Origin of the sequence: Micromonospora sp. NPDC093244 (genome assembly GCF_040683695.1) — a bacterium.
GTDB lineage: Bacteria > Actinomycetota > Actinomycetes > Mycobacteriales > Micromonosporaceae > Micromonospora.
The window spans coordinates 1,231,518-1,245,487 of sequence record NZ_JBFBEO010000001.1 but is presented as its reverse complement, the minus strand read 5'-3'; the positions used below and the strand labels follow the sequence as shown (position 1 = coordinate 1,245,487).

The 13,970-nt window shown below is 72.7% G+C and carries 12 protein-coding genes; 7 read left to right on the top strand and 5 right to left on the bottom strand.

Annotated features, from left to right (window positions below; genetic code table 11):
* Positions 1 to 21: 21 nt before the first annotated feature.
* Positions 22 to 753, bottom strand: a complete 732-nt coding sequence (locus tag AB0N27_RS05475; RefSeq protein WP_364363536.1) for a cellulose binding domain-containing protein — start codon at positions 751 to 753, stop codon at positions 22 to 24.
* A 321-nt stretch (positions 754 to 1,074) separates the two neighbouring features.
* Between AB0N27_RS05475 and AB0N27_RS05470 the strand changes: the two genes are divergently transcribed.
* Together AB0N27_RS05470 and AB0N27_RS05465 are read left to right on the top strand one after the other, a co-directional pair.
* Positions 1,075 to 2,493, top strand: coding sequence for a WGR domain-containing protein (locus tag AB0N27_RS05470; RefSeq protein WP_364363533.1), 1,419 nt, complete (start codon positions 1,075 to 1,077; stop codon positions 2,491 to 2,493).
* A gap of 61 nt (positions 2,494 to 2,554) precedes the next feature.
* The gene (locus AB0N27_RS05465) at positions 2,555 to 3,556 is read left to right on the top strand and encodes a hypothetical protein (protein WP_364363530.1); all 1,002 of its coding nucleotides are present in this window, start codon (positions 2,555 to 2,557) and stop codon (positions 3,554 to 3,556) included.
* A 9-nt stretch (positions 3,557 to 3,565) separates the two neighbouring features.
* On the opposite strand, the gene AB0N27_RS05460 is transcribed toward AB0N27_RS05465, so the two are convergent.
* Complete coding sequence (locus AB0N27_RS05460; protein ID WP_364366083.1) at positions 3,566 to 4,360, bottom strand: helix-turn-helix transcriptional regulator; 795 nt, start codon at positions 4,358 to 4,360, stop codon at positions 3,566 to 3,568.
* A gap of 129 nt (positions 4,361 to 4,489) precedes the next feature.
* Between AB0N27_RS05460 and AB0N27_RS05455 the strand changes: the two genes are divergently transcribed.
* The 3 genes from AB0N27_RS05455 (at position 4,490) to AB0N27_RS05445 (ending at position 6,808) form a co-directional block, all read left to right on the top strand.
* The gene (locus tag AB0N27_RS05455) at positions 4,490 to 4,861 is read left to right on the top strand and encodes a nuclear transport factor 2 family protein (protein ID WP_364363527.1); all 372 of its coding nucleotides are present in this window, start codon (positions 4,490 to 4,492) and stop codon (positions 4,859 to 4,861) included.
* A gap of 123 nt (positions 4,862 to 4,984) precedes the next feature.
* The gene (locus AB0N27_RS05450; protein ID WP_364363524.1) at positions 4,985 to 5,863 is read left to right on the top strand and encodes an alpha/beta hydrolase; all 879 of its coding nucleotides are present in this window, start codon (positions 4,985 to 4,987) and stop codon (positions 5,861 to 5,863) included.
* Positions 5,864 to 5,872: 9 nt separating this feature from the next.
* Positions 5,873 to 6,808, top strand: coding sequence for an acetamidase/formamidase family protein (locus tag AB0N27_RS05445; protein ID WP_364363521.1), 936 nt, complete (start codon positions 5,873 to 5,875; stop codon positions 6,806 to 6,808).
* Between the two features lie 55 nt (positions 6,809 to 6,863).
* Here the strand turns inward: AB0N27_RS05445 and AB0N27_RS05440 are convergent, their stop codons facing one another.
* Positions 6,864 to 7,655, bottom strand: a complete 792-nt coding sequence (locus AB0N27_RS05440; protein ID WP_364363518.1) for a serine protease — start codon at positions 7,653 to 7,655, stop codon at positions 6,864 to 6,866.
* 157 nt (positions 7,656 to 7,812) lie between these two features.
* On the bottom strand, positions 7,813 to 8,418 hold the full coding sequence (locus tag AB0N27_RS05435) for a hypothetical protein (protein WP_364363515.1): 606 nt from the start codon (positions 8,416 to 8,418) through the stop codon (positions 7,813 to 7,815).
* 567 nt (positions 8,419 to 8,985) lie between these two features.
* Here AB0N27_RS05435 and AB0N27_RS05430 point away from each other — a divergent pair.
* Together AB0N27_RS05430 and AB0N27_RS05425 are read left to right on the top strand one after the other, a co-directional pair.
* Positions 8,986 to 9,966 carry an ATP-binding cassette domain-containing protein gene (locus AB0N27_RS05430; RefSeq protein ID WP_364363512.1) on the top strand — a complete coding sequence of 327 codons (981 nt, stop codon included), beginning with the start codon at positions 8,986 to 8,988 and terminating at the stop codon, positions 9,964 to 9,966.
* On the top strand, positions 9,963 to 10,790 hold the full coding sequence (locus tag AB0N27_RS05425; RefSeq protein ID WP_364363509.1) for an ABC transporter permease: 828 nt from the start codon (positions 9,963 to 9,965) through the stop codon (positions 10,788 to 10,790). The genes AB0N27_RS05430 and AB0N27_RS05425 overlap by 4 nt, the downstream gene beginning before the upstream one ends.
* Before the next feature lies 1 nt (position 10,791).
* Here the strand turns inward: AB0N27_RS05425 and AB0N27_RS05420 are convergent, their stop codons facing one another.
* Positions 10,792 to 13,968, bottom strand: coding sequence for a BTAD domain-containing putative transcriptional regulator (locus AB0N27_RS05420; protein WP_364363506.1), 3,177 nt, complete (start codon positions 13,966 to 13,968; stop codon positions 10,792 to 10,794).
* Positions 13,969 to 13,970: the final 2 nt, after the last annotated feature.

Genomic DNA, 13,970 nt, shown 5'->3' with positions numbered 1-13,970 from the left:
CGGGGCGGCGTCGTTCACCCGTTAGCAGGTGAGCGTCAGCCCGTCGGGCACCGCGCTCGTCGACACAAGCAGCCCGAACGTCGTGGCGGCGCCGGGTGCCAGCGTCCCGTTGTACGGGGCGTTGCGCACTGTGACGTCGGCGCCGGCCGTGTCGGCCACACCGCCCCAGACCGTCTGGACGCGCTCGTCCCCGGACCAGCGCCAGGAGACCCGCCACGCGTCGATCGACTCGGTTCCGGTGTTGCGGACGGTGGCCGTGGCGACGAAGCCGGTGCCCCAGCGGGCGTCGATGGTGGCCGTGGCACGGCAGGTCGACTCGGCGAGGGTGCGGGCCGGCCCACCGACGATGTACGGGTCGCGGCGGCCCTCGACGTCGCCGAACCGGTACCAGTACTCGGTATCAGGCGTCAGCCGGCCGATGGTGACGGTCCCGTTGCGCTCCGGCCCGGACACCGCTTCGGCCACCGGGTTCAGCCGCTTCATGGCATCGTCCCGGCTGGCGAAGAGCTGGACGGTCATCGGCGGGTCGTAGCCGCAGGGCGGCCCCAAGAAGATCGAGTACGAGATGGTCAGGCTCGTGGTGGTCGCCCCGGCCACGGTGGCGGTGATGGGCAGCACCGGCGGGCAGGTGATCGTGGGCGTCGGCGTCGGCGTGACCGACGGCGTGGGCGTGGGCGTCGCCTCGGTGGCGCTGCTCGTCGGTGTCCAAGCGGCCAGCGCCAGGGTGGTGGCGGCGAGAAACATGCGGAGCATCGGTACCTCCGGTGGTTGCCGGGCACCGGGCGACCGAACTGGCGGCCGGTGCCGCAGACGGGTGTCCGGCCGCCGACGAGGACTGCCCGGTACGGGTGGCGTGGCCACCTCGTACGTCCCGTGGGCCGGAGAGGACGCGGTGCGCGCTGGCTCCCGAGCACGACCGAGCCTCAGCATGGCAGTCGACATCCATCGATACAAGGCAGTCACCCGGGGTGCCGTCGGCGCGCCGGATCTTGTCGGGGGTGGCGGTTAGCGTGTGGGCACTGTCGCCGCGCCGGCCACGTCGGGCCGGTAGTTGAACCCCCCTCGGAGGCCCAGATGTCCCAGGAGACGACCTACCTCGAACTGTCCGAAGTGGACGGTGCCCACAAGTTCTACGAGGTCGTGGTCGACAACGCCACGCTGACCGTGCGCTACGGCCGGATCGGCGACCAGGGGCAGGTCAAGGCGAGCGCCTACCCGGACAACGCCCGCGCCCGCGCGGCCGCGGCGAAGAAGATCGGAGAGAAGGTCCGCAAGGGGTACGCGCCGGCGGTCCCCGGCGTCCGCCAGAAGCGCAGCGTCTCGCGGCGGCAGATCGTCAGCACCCGGTCCACTGCGCACACCGCGCCAGTGCTCTGGCGGTACGACTCCGGTGCGCCCGCCTTCGGCATCTTCGTCGACGACGAGCACTGCATGGTCGGCAACGAACACGGGGTGATCACCACCCTCGGGCACGACGCGCAGGTGCGCGGCCAGGTCCGCCTGCCCGACGGGGTGAAATGCATAGTCGCCGACGACGCCTGGGTCTACGCCGGCTGCGACGACGGCAACGTCTACGACCTCTCCGGCAAGGTGCCCCGGGTCGCCTACGCGATCGCCCCCGAGATCGACATCTACTGGCTCGACATCCACGACGGCGTCCTCGGCGTCTCGGACGCCGACGGCGGGATCGCCGCCATCGACCACGAGGACGAGTTCCTCTGGCGTCGTCCCGGGCGGGGCCGCTCGGCCTGGATGGTGCGCTGCGACGCCGACGCGCTCTACCACGGCCACTCGCAGGGCGTGACCGGCTTCGACTGGCGCACCGGCCGGGAGCTGTGGCACACCAGGACCGGCTCGGTGCTGTTCGGTTGGCAGGAGCGCGGCAGCGTGTTCGCCGGGACGGGCACCCGTGAGGTGGTACGCCTGGCCAAGGACGGCCGCGTCGAGCGCAGCTACCGGTGCGACGCCCCGGTCTTTTCCTGCGCGACGGCCCAGGGCGGGGAGTACGTCTTCGCCGGCGACAGCCAGTCCTCGATCTACTGCTTCGACGCGGCCGGCACCCGCCTGTGGAAGCTCGGCACCGGCTGCGGCTCGGCGTACTCGATGCAGTACCACGACGGTCGGCTCTATGTGGTGACCACCGGCGGTCACCTGGCCTGCGTCGACGCCAGCGAGCCGGCGATCCGGGCAGCCCAGGTCGGCGACGTGCCGCAGGTGCGCGACATCAAGGCCCCCCGCGAGACGCCGCGTACCGTGCAGCCGACGATCGTCGAGGTGACCGGCGACTCGGGCGCCGGGGTCGTGGTGCAGTGCCTGGACGACCGGGGACGGCTGCGGGTGCAGGTGATGTCAGACGGCTATCGGCGGGACTGGGCCGTGCAGTTCCCCAAGGGCATCCGGGAGCCGGGCGCCCGCTACCTGGTGACCGAGGTCCGCGAGTCCGGCCGGGGTGGCTTCTACCGGGCGTACGGCGACATCCGCCGGCTCCGCTGATCCCAGGCCCCCCGTGCACAATCGGCTTGTCCGCCGCGGGTGTGCGGACGAGCATGGCGGCATGGGCGGGGGTTCGGGTGTGCGGTCGCCACTTCAGGGCGGGCTCCCGCCGAGCGGCCCGCTGGTCGGCGCGGTCGTGCAGATCGCCTGCGACGAGTCGGGGTTCTCGGGCACCAACCTGCTGCACTCGACCGCCCCGGTGATCACGCACGCGAGTGTCGACCTGGCCGTCGACGAGGCAGTCGCGCTCATCACCGCGCTGCGGTCCGGGTTCCGGTTCTCGCCACACGAGTTCAAGTCCGGGCACTTCCTGCGCCGACCGGGTGCGGACGAGGCCCTGGAGTGGTTCCTCGCGGCGTTGACCGGTCGCGCACACGTCCACCTGATCGACAAGGAGTTCTTCCTCGTCACCCGGATCGTCGACCTCATGCTGACCGAGCCGTCGTACGCGGCCGGCACCCGCCTGGCCCGCGACCACCATCAGACCGCAGTCGTGCTGCACGAGGCCGGCCGCTCGGCCGGGAGTGACTGGGCGCTCTTCCTGTCGGCGTTCGTCGATCTCGTCCGGATGAAGCGGCGGTTGCCTGTCGACCGGACGGCGCGGCGGTTCTTCGAGGCCCGGGACGCGCTGCTGGGTCACCGGCTCGGCACGGCGGCGGACGCCGTCCTCGACGGGCTCGACCCCCGTCGCGTGCGGGCCCTGGTGGCCCGGCTCGACGGGGACGACAGGTCGATCCCCCCGCCGCTGGAGCCGTTGCTCCCGGCATTGGCGGAGACGGTCCTGTCGTGGAGCGACGGCCGGCGGCAGGTGCTGGTGACGCACGACGAGCAGAGCGCCCTGACCGCCGACCGGTTGACCCGTCTCCAGCGGGCACTGGCCGGCGCTTCGGTGGCCAACGCGCTGCCGCCCGGGGTGTCACCCCTGGCCGGCCTGCTCATGGTCGACTCCCGCGACGACCCGCGCGTCCAGGTCGCGGACCTCCTCGCGGGGGTGGCGCGGCGGATGCCGGGAATCATCGACGACCGACTCCGCCAGCCGCTGCCTAGCCAGCGCGATCCGTAGGGGTGAGGCTCACGACGGGGCGAGAGCGCGCAGCGCCTCGGTGGTCACCGGGTCGGCGGGAAAGAACGCCTCGACGGCCAGCCCGGCGACGGTGACGTCCAACGGCGTACCGAAGAGGGTCGTGGTGCTGACAAAGGCCAGTTCCCGGTCGTCGTGTCGGTAGCGCAGAGGAACGAGGACACGGGACAGGGCGTCGCTGACCGGTGCCGTGCCGGCGTCGGCACCGGGGTAGCCGAGGAGTTCCTCGTACAGGTCGGACAGGACCGGGTCGTTGGTCACGTCGACCTGCTGGCGCAACCTGTTGAGCAGGTGGGAGCGCCACTCGGGCAGGTTGAGGATGCGCGGCGCCATGCCGTCGGGATGCAGGCTGAGCCGCAACACGTTGACGGGTGGCGTGAGCAGGTGGGGCCGCGCGTCCGCGGTGAACAGGCCCACGGCGGGGTTCGCGTCGACGAGGTGCCAGTGCCGGTCCACGAGCAGCGCCGGGTACGGGCGGTGCCCGTCGAGGATCTGCCGGACGGCGGCACGTACGGGCGCCAACTCGGGATCGCTCAGCTCGTGGCTCGGGTACGCGGGCGCGTAGCCGCCGGCGAGCAGCATCGTGTTGCGCTCGGCCAGCGGCATGTCCAGTTGTTCCGCCAACCGCAGGATGAGGTCCGGGCTCGGCCGGGACCGGCCGGTCTCGACGAAGCTCAGGTGCCGGGCCGACACTCCCGCCTCGATTGACAGGTCGAGCTGACTCAGCCCGCGGGTCCGACGCCAGTCACGGAGCAGCTCCCCCACCGGTCGCCCGGTCCTGGTCATGATCGTCACTTCTCCGACCCTAGTTCCGTGCCGACGCCTGGGCCATTACCTCCGACGTAATCGACAGCCCACCACGGCACGGGAAAGCTCATCACCGGAACAACCATTCCGGCTGACGAGGAGAAACCAATGGCGACCACGTTCGACAAGCTGACCGAGCGGTACATGGCGACCTGGAACGAGACCGACCCCGCGCAGCGGCGCCGCGACATCGACGACCTGTGGGCCCCCGACGGGCGCTACGTCGACCCGATGGTCGTCGCCGAGGGCCGCGACGCGATCGACGCGACGATCGCCGCCGTGCAGAGCCAGTTCCCCGGCATGACGTTCCGGTTGGTCGGACCTGTCGACTCCCACCACAACCAGACCCGTTTCACCTGGGAACTCGGACCGGACAACGGCGAGGCGCCGATCGCCGGATTCGACGTCGCGGTGACCGACGACGACGGGAGGCTCACCCAGGTGCTGGGCTTCCTGGACCGGGTACCCACGACGTCGTGACTCCCGTGGGCCGCGGATGCGCGGACACCTCCGCGGCCCACGGGCGCGCACCAGCGCCGAAAACAGCGCGCCACGCGCCCGTCGCACTCCGGAACGGGAGCAGCCGGACGTAGTCTCACCCGCATGACGGACATCCGGACGCACACCCTCTCCATCCCCGGCGTCGACCTCGTCTACGACGTACGCGGCCCACTGCCCCCCGCCGGCGGCCACCGTCCGCTGCTCATGATCGGCCAGCCGATGACGGCGGAGGGCTTCGGAGCGCTCGCACCGCACTTCACGGACCGCACCGTCCTCACCTACGACCCGCGTGGCCTGGGTCGCAGCGTCCGCACGGACGGCCGGTCCGACCAGACTCCACAGCAGCAGGCGGCCGACCTGCACGCGCTTATCGAGGCGCTCGGCGCCGGGCCGGTAGACGTGTTCGCCAGCAGCGGCGGCGCGGTGACCGCACTCGAACTGGTCGCCACCCACCCCGAGGACGTCGCCACGCTTGTGGCCCACGAGCCACCGATCAACGCGGTCCTTCCCGACGCCACTGCCGCCGAGCGCGCCCAGGCCGGCTGCCACGAGGCCTACCAGGCCAAGGGTCGCGGCGCGGGAATGGCCTCGTTCATCGCGATGACGTCCTGGCAGGGCGAGTTCACCGACGCCTACTTCGCCCAGCCCGCCCCCGACCCGGCGATGTTCGGGCTGCCGGCCGAGGACGACGGCACCCGCGACGACCCGCTGCTGTCGAGGAAATCGTCGGCGATCACCGACTACCGTCCCGACGCCACAGTGCTCACCGCGGCCCCGACCCGGATCGTGATCGCCGTCGGCGAGGAGTCGGCGGGGACGTACACCGCGCGTACCGCCCTGGGCACCGCGGCGCTGCTCGGCCAGGAGGCCGTGGTGTTCCCCAGCCACCACGGCGGGTTCCTCGGCGGCGAGTCCGGGTACGCGGGCAAGCCCGAGGAGTTCGCCGCCCGACTGCGGGACGTCCTGGACGGCGGGGCATAGCCTGCCCAGATGCGACACACCCTCACCCCCGACGACGACACCCTGCACGGTCACTTCTCCGTCGACTTCCCGCCGGTGCTGACCATCGACCCCGGCGACACCGTCACCTACCGCACCCTGGACTGCTGGTGGTCGGCCGGCCCGTACCCCGGCGGTTACAACCGCGACCGCCCCCGTGTCCCGCAGCGCCAGCCGGACCACGGCCACGCACTGGTCGGCCCGGTCGCGGTGCGCGGCGCCCGCGCCGGTCAGACCCTTGAGGTACGCGTCGACGCGATCACCCCGGGCACCTGGGGCACCACAGTGGCCGGTGGCTGGCCAAGCGGCTTCAACGAGCGCTACGGCGTCGTGCACGAGCAGGTGGTGCACTCGTGGGAGCTGGACCCGGTGACGATGACCGGCCGCAACCAGCACGGCCACACGATCCCGCTCCGCCCGTTCATGGGGGTGCTCGGTATGCCGCCGGCCGAGCCGGGACTGCACTCGACGACCCCACCCCGACCGCACGGCGGCAACCTGGACTGCAGGGACCTGACGGCCGGCAGCACCCTGCTGCTGCCGATCCCGGTCGACGGCGCGCTGTTCTCGGTCGGGGACGGGCACGCCGCGCAGGGCGACGGGGAGGTCGGCGGCACCGCGATCGAGTGTCCGATGGAGGAGGTGACGTTGACCTTCGACGTGCGGGACGACTTCCCGATCACCGGCCCCGTGGCCCGTACCCCGGACGCCTGGTTGACGCTCGGCGTCGGCGCGTCCCTCGACGACGCCACGTTCATGGCCCTGGACTCGATGCTCACCCTGCTGCAACTGTCGCACGGTGTCAGCCGCGCGGACGCCGCCGCGCTGGCCAGCGTGGCGGTCGACGTACGGGTGACGCAGATCGTCAACGAGACCGTCGGCGCGCACGCGGTGCTGCGCGACGACGCGCTGCACTTTCCCGGGTGACGACCCTCGGGCGGCCCGGACCGCGTGGTCCGGACCGCCCGCTGGGCCGTACGGGTCAGCCGCCGAGGCTCGCGGCGGCCGAGGCGATAGTCGAGGCGAAGTAGCTCACCTGGGTGTAGACACCCGGGTAGTTGGGTCGGGCGCAGCCGTTGCCCCAGCTGACGATGCCGACCTGGATCCAGGCGTTGTTGGCGTCGCGGCGGAACATCGGGCCACCGGAGTCACCCTGGCAGGTGTCGACGCCGCCGCTGGCGTACCCGGCGCAGATCTCCTGGGCGGCGATGATGTCGCCGCCGTAATAGGAGTTGCAGGTCGAGTCGCTGACGAACGGCACCGTCGCCTTGAGCAGGTAGCGCTGCTGGCTGCCGCCCTCGCGCGCGGCGCCCCAGCCGGCGACGGTGAAGGTGCCGCTGTCGTAGGCGGTCGTGTTGGCGATCGGCAGGGTGCTCAAGCCGGTGACGGGGGTGGCCAGCCGGATCAGCGCCCAGTCCCGGCCACTGCCGTTGTAGCCGGGGGCACGGTAGACGTAGTTCGACCGGACGGTGATCCGGCTGGACGACTGGAGGTCGACCACGCCGAGGGTCGCGGTGATGCTGGTGTTGGTGCCCGTTGCGCCCACGCAGTGCGCCGCGGTGAGCACCAGCCGGGGGCTGTACAGCGCCCCGCCGCAGCCCATCGAGAGACGCACCATGAACGGGAACTCGCCCTGGGCGGCGCGGGTGCCGCCGACGACGTTCGGGGTGATCGGGCTGTCGGCGGCGGCCGGGGCCGCGAGCGTGAGGCTGCCCGCGGTCACCGCGGCCAGCGCGGTGGCCAACAGGCCGGTGAGGGTGCGCCAGCGAACCATGCATTCCTCCGCATCGCTACGGCGCGCCCCGTGAGCGCACCAGATCGGGATAGCGGTCATCATATTGATTGCTGTGGATGTTGCGGGTCATCCCCTCTGGGTCGTACTCCCCGGGTTATGGGTCACCGCCGCCGGTCCCGCCGCAGCGGAGTCCGGCTCACCGCGCCACGGACTCCTGGTCGGCCAGCACCACAAGCTCGTCGGGGCGCGCCGGCACCGACGCGCCCGCCCCGTCCAGCCAGACGAGATAGCCCTCCGGCGGACCCGACCGACCCCAGCAGGCGCCCACGATGGTGGCCGTCCGCGCCTCGCTCGACTCGCCGAGCAGGCGTACCCGCGTGCCCGGCGCATGGCCGTCGTCGGCCACGATGAGCAGCGCGTCGAGGATCTGCCGGACTCCGCTGATCGACGGCTCCGGCACGTACGGCTCACCCGCCGGTCCCACCCGTGGAGTCCTCGTCGCGCGAAGGATCGCGTCGTATCGGATCGCCGACCGGCGGATCTGCCAGTCCGCGCTGCGCTCGGCGGCGGCCAACGCCTTCTCGACCGCCGGCCACAGCAGCACCGGCTCCCGGTCCAGCAGCCGGCGGACCTCCCGGTCGACGTCGGCGCACGCCATGTCGAGGGCGGTTTCCTCACCCAACTCCGCGATCCACACGAGGTCGCCCACCGCCGGCAGCAGCCCTGGCGACTCGGCCGCGACCACGATGTACAGCAGCGCGAGCACGTCCTCGCGATCCGCACCGTGGTAGAGCGGACCCACGCCGGTACCCGGACGCCCCCGGCCGGGCGGGAAACGCTCGACGAGGTGCCGGGCGCGGCCGTCCGGCAGGCTGGCGCCCCGCCGCAGGTCCGCCGCCCGTTCCTCGAGCGAACGCCGCTCGCGGCGTTCGACGAGCAGTTGGCGGTGGGGGTCGCCGCCGATCGGATAGATCGTCCGCCCGTACGTCGAGAGGGTCTCCCCGGTTGCAGACCGACCGACTCGATCTGCCGCGCGGCCACCGAGTAGGCGACTCCCGCGCGAGCGGCCTGCTCCCGGATGGCGCGCTTGCGGGCACGGCCCCGGGCACGGCGTGGATCGTGCTCAGACATGACGCCCTCCGGTGCAGCCCCACGCACTGGCACCGAACAGCCGGCGTACGGGCACGCCGAGGATCGACACGACGGCGCGGAGTCGGTGACTCTTGGCCCCAGCATGTGGTCTGGCGTGGGCCACCACATCGGGCGCGGGCAGGCGCTCTACCGCCGTCATCGTATCGCGGCCCTCGCATCGGTGGGGTGTCGGTGCCGTGTCGGCGCGGTGTCAGGAGCCCGGCGCAGGCTGTGGGACATGACAGCTGACCTGGTGATCGAGGCCGAGGGCCTCGTGAAGAACTTCGGGAAGACGAGGGCGTTGCAGGGCGTCGACCTCGCCGTACCCCGGGGGACTGTGCTCGGGGTCCTCGGACCCAACGGCGCCGGAAAGACCACCGCCGTACGCATCCTCTCCACGCTCCTCACCCCGGACTCCGGCACCGCCCGGATCGGCGGTTTCGACGTCGTCCGCGACGCCGAGCGGGTCCGCCAGAGCATCGGCCTCACCGGCCAGTACGCCTCCGTCGACGAGGACCTGACCGGACGGCAGAACCTGGAACTGTTCGGGACGCTGCTGGAGCTGGGCCGCGTCGGCGCCCGGCGGCGGGCCACCGAACTGCTCGACTGGTTCGACCTGACCGAGGCCGCCGGCCGACCGGCGAAGACGTACTCCGGCGGCATGCGCCGGCGGCTGGACCTGGCCGCCAGCCTCGTCGGATCACCGGACGTGATCTTCCTGGACGAGCCGACGACGGGCCTCGACCCGGCCAAGCGCGAGGACATGTGGGAGGTGGTCCGGTCGCTCGTCGCCAACGGCTCGACGGTGCTGCTCACCACCCAGTATTTGGAGGAGGCCGACGCGCTCGCCGACTCGATCACGGTGATCGACCACGGGAGGGTCATCGCGCACGACACCCCCGAAGGGCTCAAGCGGGTGGTCGGCGGGCAGACCCTGGAGGTCCGGCCGTCCGACCTCGCGGACCTGCCCCGGATCGCGGCGATCCTGTCCGAGGTCGGCTCCGGCGCGCAGGCCGACGAGATCCGCAAGGGCGTACTCGCGGTACCGGTCACCGACGACCGGGCGCTCACCGGGAGCGTCGCGCGGTTCGCCGCCGCCGGCATCGCGGTCACCGAACTCTCCCTGCACCTGCCGAGCCTCGACGAGGTGTTCTTCACCCTCACCGGGCGTACGGCATCCGAGGACGACACCACCCACCGCACGGAGGTCGCGGCATGAGCACCCTGGTCGGCGCACCACCCACGGCGAGTTCCGCCCTGTCGACGGTCGCCCCGAACCCACGACCGTTCCGGCTCGTACGACACTCGTTGGCACTCGCCAAGCGCAGTCTCATCAAGACCTGGCGTACGCCCGAGGCCCTGGTCGACGTCACGCTGCAACCGGTGCTGTTCCTCGTCATCTTCGTGTACGTCTTCGGCGGCGCGGTCGCCGGCTCCACCCACGACTACCTACAGTTCCTGCTGCCCGGGATCCTGGCGCAAACCATCGCGACAGGGGCCATCGCGATCGGCGTCAACCTCAACACCGACATCGCCAAGGGCATCTTCGACAGGTTCCGGTCGCTGCCGATCCCGCGCTCCGCGCCGCTTGTCGGCGCGGTCCTGGGCGACGTCGTCCGGTACGTGATCGTCACGGTCTCGACACTGGCGATCGGCTACCTGATGGGGTTCCGGATCGAGACCGACCCGTTCCGGGCGATCGCCGGCTGCCTGCTCGCGGTGCTGTTCGCGCTCTGCCTCAGCTGGCTGCCGGTCTACGTGTCGATGAAGGTCCGCACCCCGGGCGCCGTGCAGGGGCTGATGTTCGCGCTGATCATGCCGCTGAGCTTCGCGTCGAACGTGTTCGTCGGCGCCGACACCCTGCCCGGCTGGATGCAGGCCTTCGTGGACGTCAACCCGATGACCCACCTGGTGGATTCGGTACGCGGGCTGTTCCTCGGCACTCCGCTCGGCGCGCACGTGTGGTGGACCCTCGCCTGGTGCGTCGGCTTCGTGGCGGTGTTCATGCCGCTGGCGCTGCGCGCGTACCGCAGGAAGATCTGACCTACGCCAGCAGGTCGTCCATCAACTCGCGGATGCGGGCGACCACGACGGCGACCGGTCGGCCGCGCCACGCGGCAAGCAACGGCTCACGCTGCTCCTCGTCCCCGAGGGCGGCGTCGAGCCGTTCGCCGCGTCCGAGCGGGAAGAACATCTCGACGTGGCTGCCGATCCGCGTCCCGAGGGCGGACAGCTCGCGGGCGATGCCGGTGTCGCCCCGGTACGCGGCGAGTTCCGCCCCGCCCAGCGCCCACGCCCCGATCACCGGCAGGTCCCGTGCGGCGAGCGCGTCGTCGGCGGCGACAGCCAACAGGGCGGCCACCCGCGGATCGACCTCGTCCGCCGGAGTCCGGCACACCTCGGCCACTCGCAGCCACAGCATCGCCACCGCGACCCGGAGCAGGGCACGCGGCTGCGGCGGCGGCCCGACGTCCCGGCTGAGTGTGCGGACCACGCCGTCGGCGTGGGCGAGCGCCTCGTCGTACCGGGCCCGCTGCCAGGCGAGGTGCGCCAGACCGAGATGCGCCTGCGCGGCGTCCATCTGCTCGGCCTGGCCCGAGGTGGCGGTCTCGGTCAACCGCCGCTCGGCCTCCGCGTCCCCGGTCAGGGCGAGCTGCATGTCCAGTCGCACCCGGATGGACCGGGCGTCCTGCGTGGCCCCGATCATCTCCATGTGCTGGACGCTGCGCGCCAGCCAGTCGGCCGCCCGGACCTCCCCGGCCGGCATCACGAACTGCCCCACGGCTCCGGCCGCCATGGCCATGCCCCAGTGGTCGCCGACCGCCTCGAATCGGCGGTACGCCCGCTCGGCGTCGGCGATCGACGCCTGTGGCATGCCGCCGTTCTCGCGTACCGCCGCGCGCGCGAAGAGGCCTAGCCCCTGCACGTACGGGTCCGGGTGCGCGATCATCTCAGTGGCGCTCTCCAGGCTCTTGTCCAGGTCGGACTCGTCGAAACCGGGCAACGCCGACGCGAGCGCGGTCATCCGGGGCGACAACTCGCCGGGCCGCTCGGCCAGGACTCTCCGCAGGACCCGCCGGGCCAGTCCGGCGAGCCGCAGTTCACCGCTGATGCCGGCATTCACCCCGATCAGCAGGGACAGCCAGGCGAGGCGGTCGGCGTCGGGCAGTGGCCGGTCGACGGCCCGGCCCTGGATCGCCGAGCGTCGCCGCCGCCACGGGTCGTCGACGTGCAGCAGGCCCCGCGCCCACCCGGTGACCTCGAGGTGCAGGCCGCGCACCGTCCAGAGGTGCAGCAGCGCGGTGGCGATGTCGACCGCGGCCGGTTCGTCGTCGTGCCCGAGGGCCCAGCGCAGAGCCGCGATCAGGTTGTCCTGCTCGGTGGCGCATTCGTCGAGCGCCTCGACCTGGCCGGGGCCGACGAACCGGCCGCCGAGGTCGACGGCGCGCTCCCGCGCCCAGTCGACAAGTCCGGCCATGGTGCGGTCCCGGTCACCTGCCGCGTCGAGCCGCGCTTCGCCGTACTCGCGGACGGTCTCGAGCATCCGGTAGCGCGGCGGCCCCTCCCCCTGGACCAGGGTCAGCAGGGACTGTTCGACGAGCGTCGCCAGACCGCGCCGCACGTCAGAGGTTCCCGCGACCGAGGCGGCGAGATCGGCGGTGAACGCGGCGGGGACGACAGCCACCCGCTGAAGCAGCTCACGGTCGGCCGGGGCGAGCAACTCGCGGCTCCAGTCGACCATCGCCCACAGGCTCGCGTGCCGCTCCGGCAGGCCACGCAGCGCGTCGTCGAGCAGCGCGAACCGGTCGGTCAGACCGGCGAGCACGTCGTCGATCGGCATGTGCCGCAGCCGGGCGGCGGCCAGTTCGAGCGCCAGCGGCAGGTTGTCGAGCCGGTGACACAGGGCGAGTGCCCGTTCGTCGTCCCAGGTCGGCACCGCGCCTCCGGCCCGCGCCCGGGACTCGATCAGGGCGAGCGCGTCGGCGTCCGGCAGGGCGGTTAGCCGGTGCACCAGTTCGCCGGCCAGGCCGAGCGGTGCCCTGCTCGTGGCGAGCACCGCGACCTCCGGCGACGCCACCGCGACGAGGTCCGCGACGACGGTGGCCGCCGCGTCCAGGATGTGTTCGCAGTTGTCGAGCACCAGCAGCCCGTCGAGGTCCGGCGCCACGGCCCGCAGCCGTTGCACCGGGCTCAGGACGCGCCGTTCCAGGCCCAGGTTGCCGCCGGTCGCCGTCGTGTCCGCACCGCCCAGCGCGGCGAGCACCGTGGGCAGCACCTCGTCGGGTGAGCGCAGGCCGGCCAGCTCGATCACCCGTACCGCCTGCCCGGCCGCCGCCGCGCGCCGCGCCACCTCGGCGGCGAGGCGGGTCTTGCCAGCGCCGCCGGTCGCCACGATCGTCACCAGCGCCGTCCCGGTCAGCGCGTCGGCGACGGCTTCGACGTCACGCTCCCGCCCGACGAGGGCGGTCAGTGGCCGACGCCACGCGGCGGGCAGCGTGATCCGTGCCGGCTGCCGGGGCGGCGCCACGACGGTCGGGGTGGTGAGTTCGCCGCGCAGCAGGGCCAGGTGGACCTCGGCGATCACCGGCGACGGGTCGGTGCCGTACCGGTCGGCCAGTTCGGCGCGCAGCCGCTCGATCACCTCCAGGGCCTCGGCGTCGCGGCCCTGGGCGGCGAGCACCCGGACCAGCAGCGCGGCCGACGGCTCGTCCGGTGGGGTACGCGCGGCGAGCCGGCGCAGGTCCGCCTCGTCGAAGGGCGCCGCACCGGCGAGCGCCGCCCGCGCGCGCAGCGCGGCGACGTCGGCGAACAGGCGGGCGTCCTCGGTGGTGTCGAGATCCGGGACCTCGGGGAACAGCGCCCGCGCCCGGTCGGCCATGTCCCGGGCGGCCGACGGATCCCCGTCCCGGAGCGCGGAGTTCGCCCGCTCCACAAGCGCCCGCGCCTCGACCACGTCGACGGTGATCTCGTCGGAGGGCAGCCGGTATCCACCCGGCACCGCGACGACCGGCAGCCCGAGACGGCGTGCCCGCGACACCAGCGCCTGGACGGCGCCCGTCGCGTCGTCCGGCGGGACGCCGTCCCACACGGCGTCCACGAGCAGCGCGGTGGAGACCGCCCGCCCACGCGCGTCGACCAGGGCGCGCACCACCGCCGCCAGCCGCTCGCCCCGGACCGGTCGACCGTCGACGGCGAGCGGGCCGAGGATCGTGATCTGCACGC

What these genes read in the sequence shown, in the direction of transcription:
- AB0N27_RS05475 (WP_364363536.1), bottom strand. Translation starts at nt 753, where the DNA reads ATGCTCCGCATGTTTCTCGCCGCCACCACCCTGGCGCTGGCCGCTTGG.
- AB0N27_RS05470 (WP_364363533.1), top strand. Translation starts at nt 1,075, where the DNA reads ATGTCCCAGGAGACGACCTACCTCGAACTGTCCGAAGTGGACGGTGCC.
- AB0N27_RS05465 (WP_364363530.1), top strand. Translation starts at nt 2,555, where the DNA reads ATGGGCGGGGGTTCGGGTGTGCGGTCGCCACTTCAGGGCGGGCTCCCG.
- AB0N27_RS05460 (WP_364366083.1), bottom strand. Translation starts at nt 4,360, where the DNA reads ATGACCAGGACCGGGCGACCGGTGGGGGAGCTGCTCCGTGACTGGCGT.
- AB0N27_RS05455 (WP_364363527.1), top strand. Translation starts at nt 4,490, where the DNA reads ATGGCGACCACGTTCGACAAGCTGACCGAGCGGTACATGGCGACCTGG.
- AB0N27_RS05450 (WP_364363524.1), top strand. Translation starts at nt 4,985, where the DNA reads ATGACGGACATCCGGACGCACACCCTCTCCATCCCCGGCGTCGACCTC.
- AB0N27_RS05445 (WP_364363521.1), top strand. Translation starts at nt 5,873, where the DNA reads ATGCGACACACCCTCACCCCCGACGACGACACCCTGCACGGTCACTTC.
- AB0N27_RS05440 (WP_364363518.1), bottom strand. Translation starts at nt 7,655, where the DNA reads ATGGTTCGCTGGCGCACCCTCACCGGCCTGTTGGCCACCGCGCTGGCC.
- AB0N27_RS05430 (WP_364363512.1), top strand. Translation starts at nt 8,986, where the DNA reads ATGACAGCTGACCTGGTGATCGAGGCCGAGGGCCTCGTGAAGAACTTC.
- AB0N27_RS05425 (WP_364363509.1), top strand. Translation starts at nt 9,963, where the DNA reads ATGAGCACCCTGGTCGGCGCACCACCCACGGCGAGTTCCGCCCTGTCG.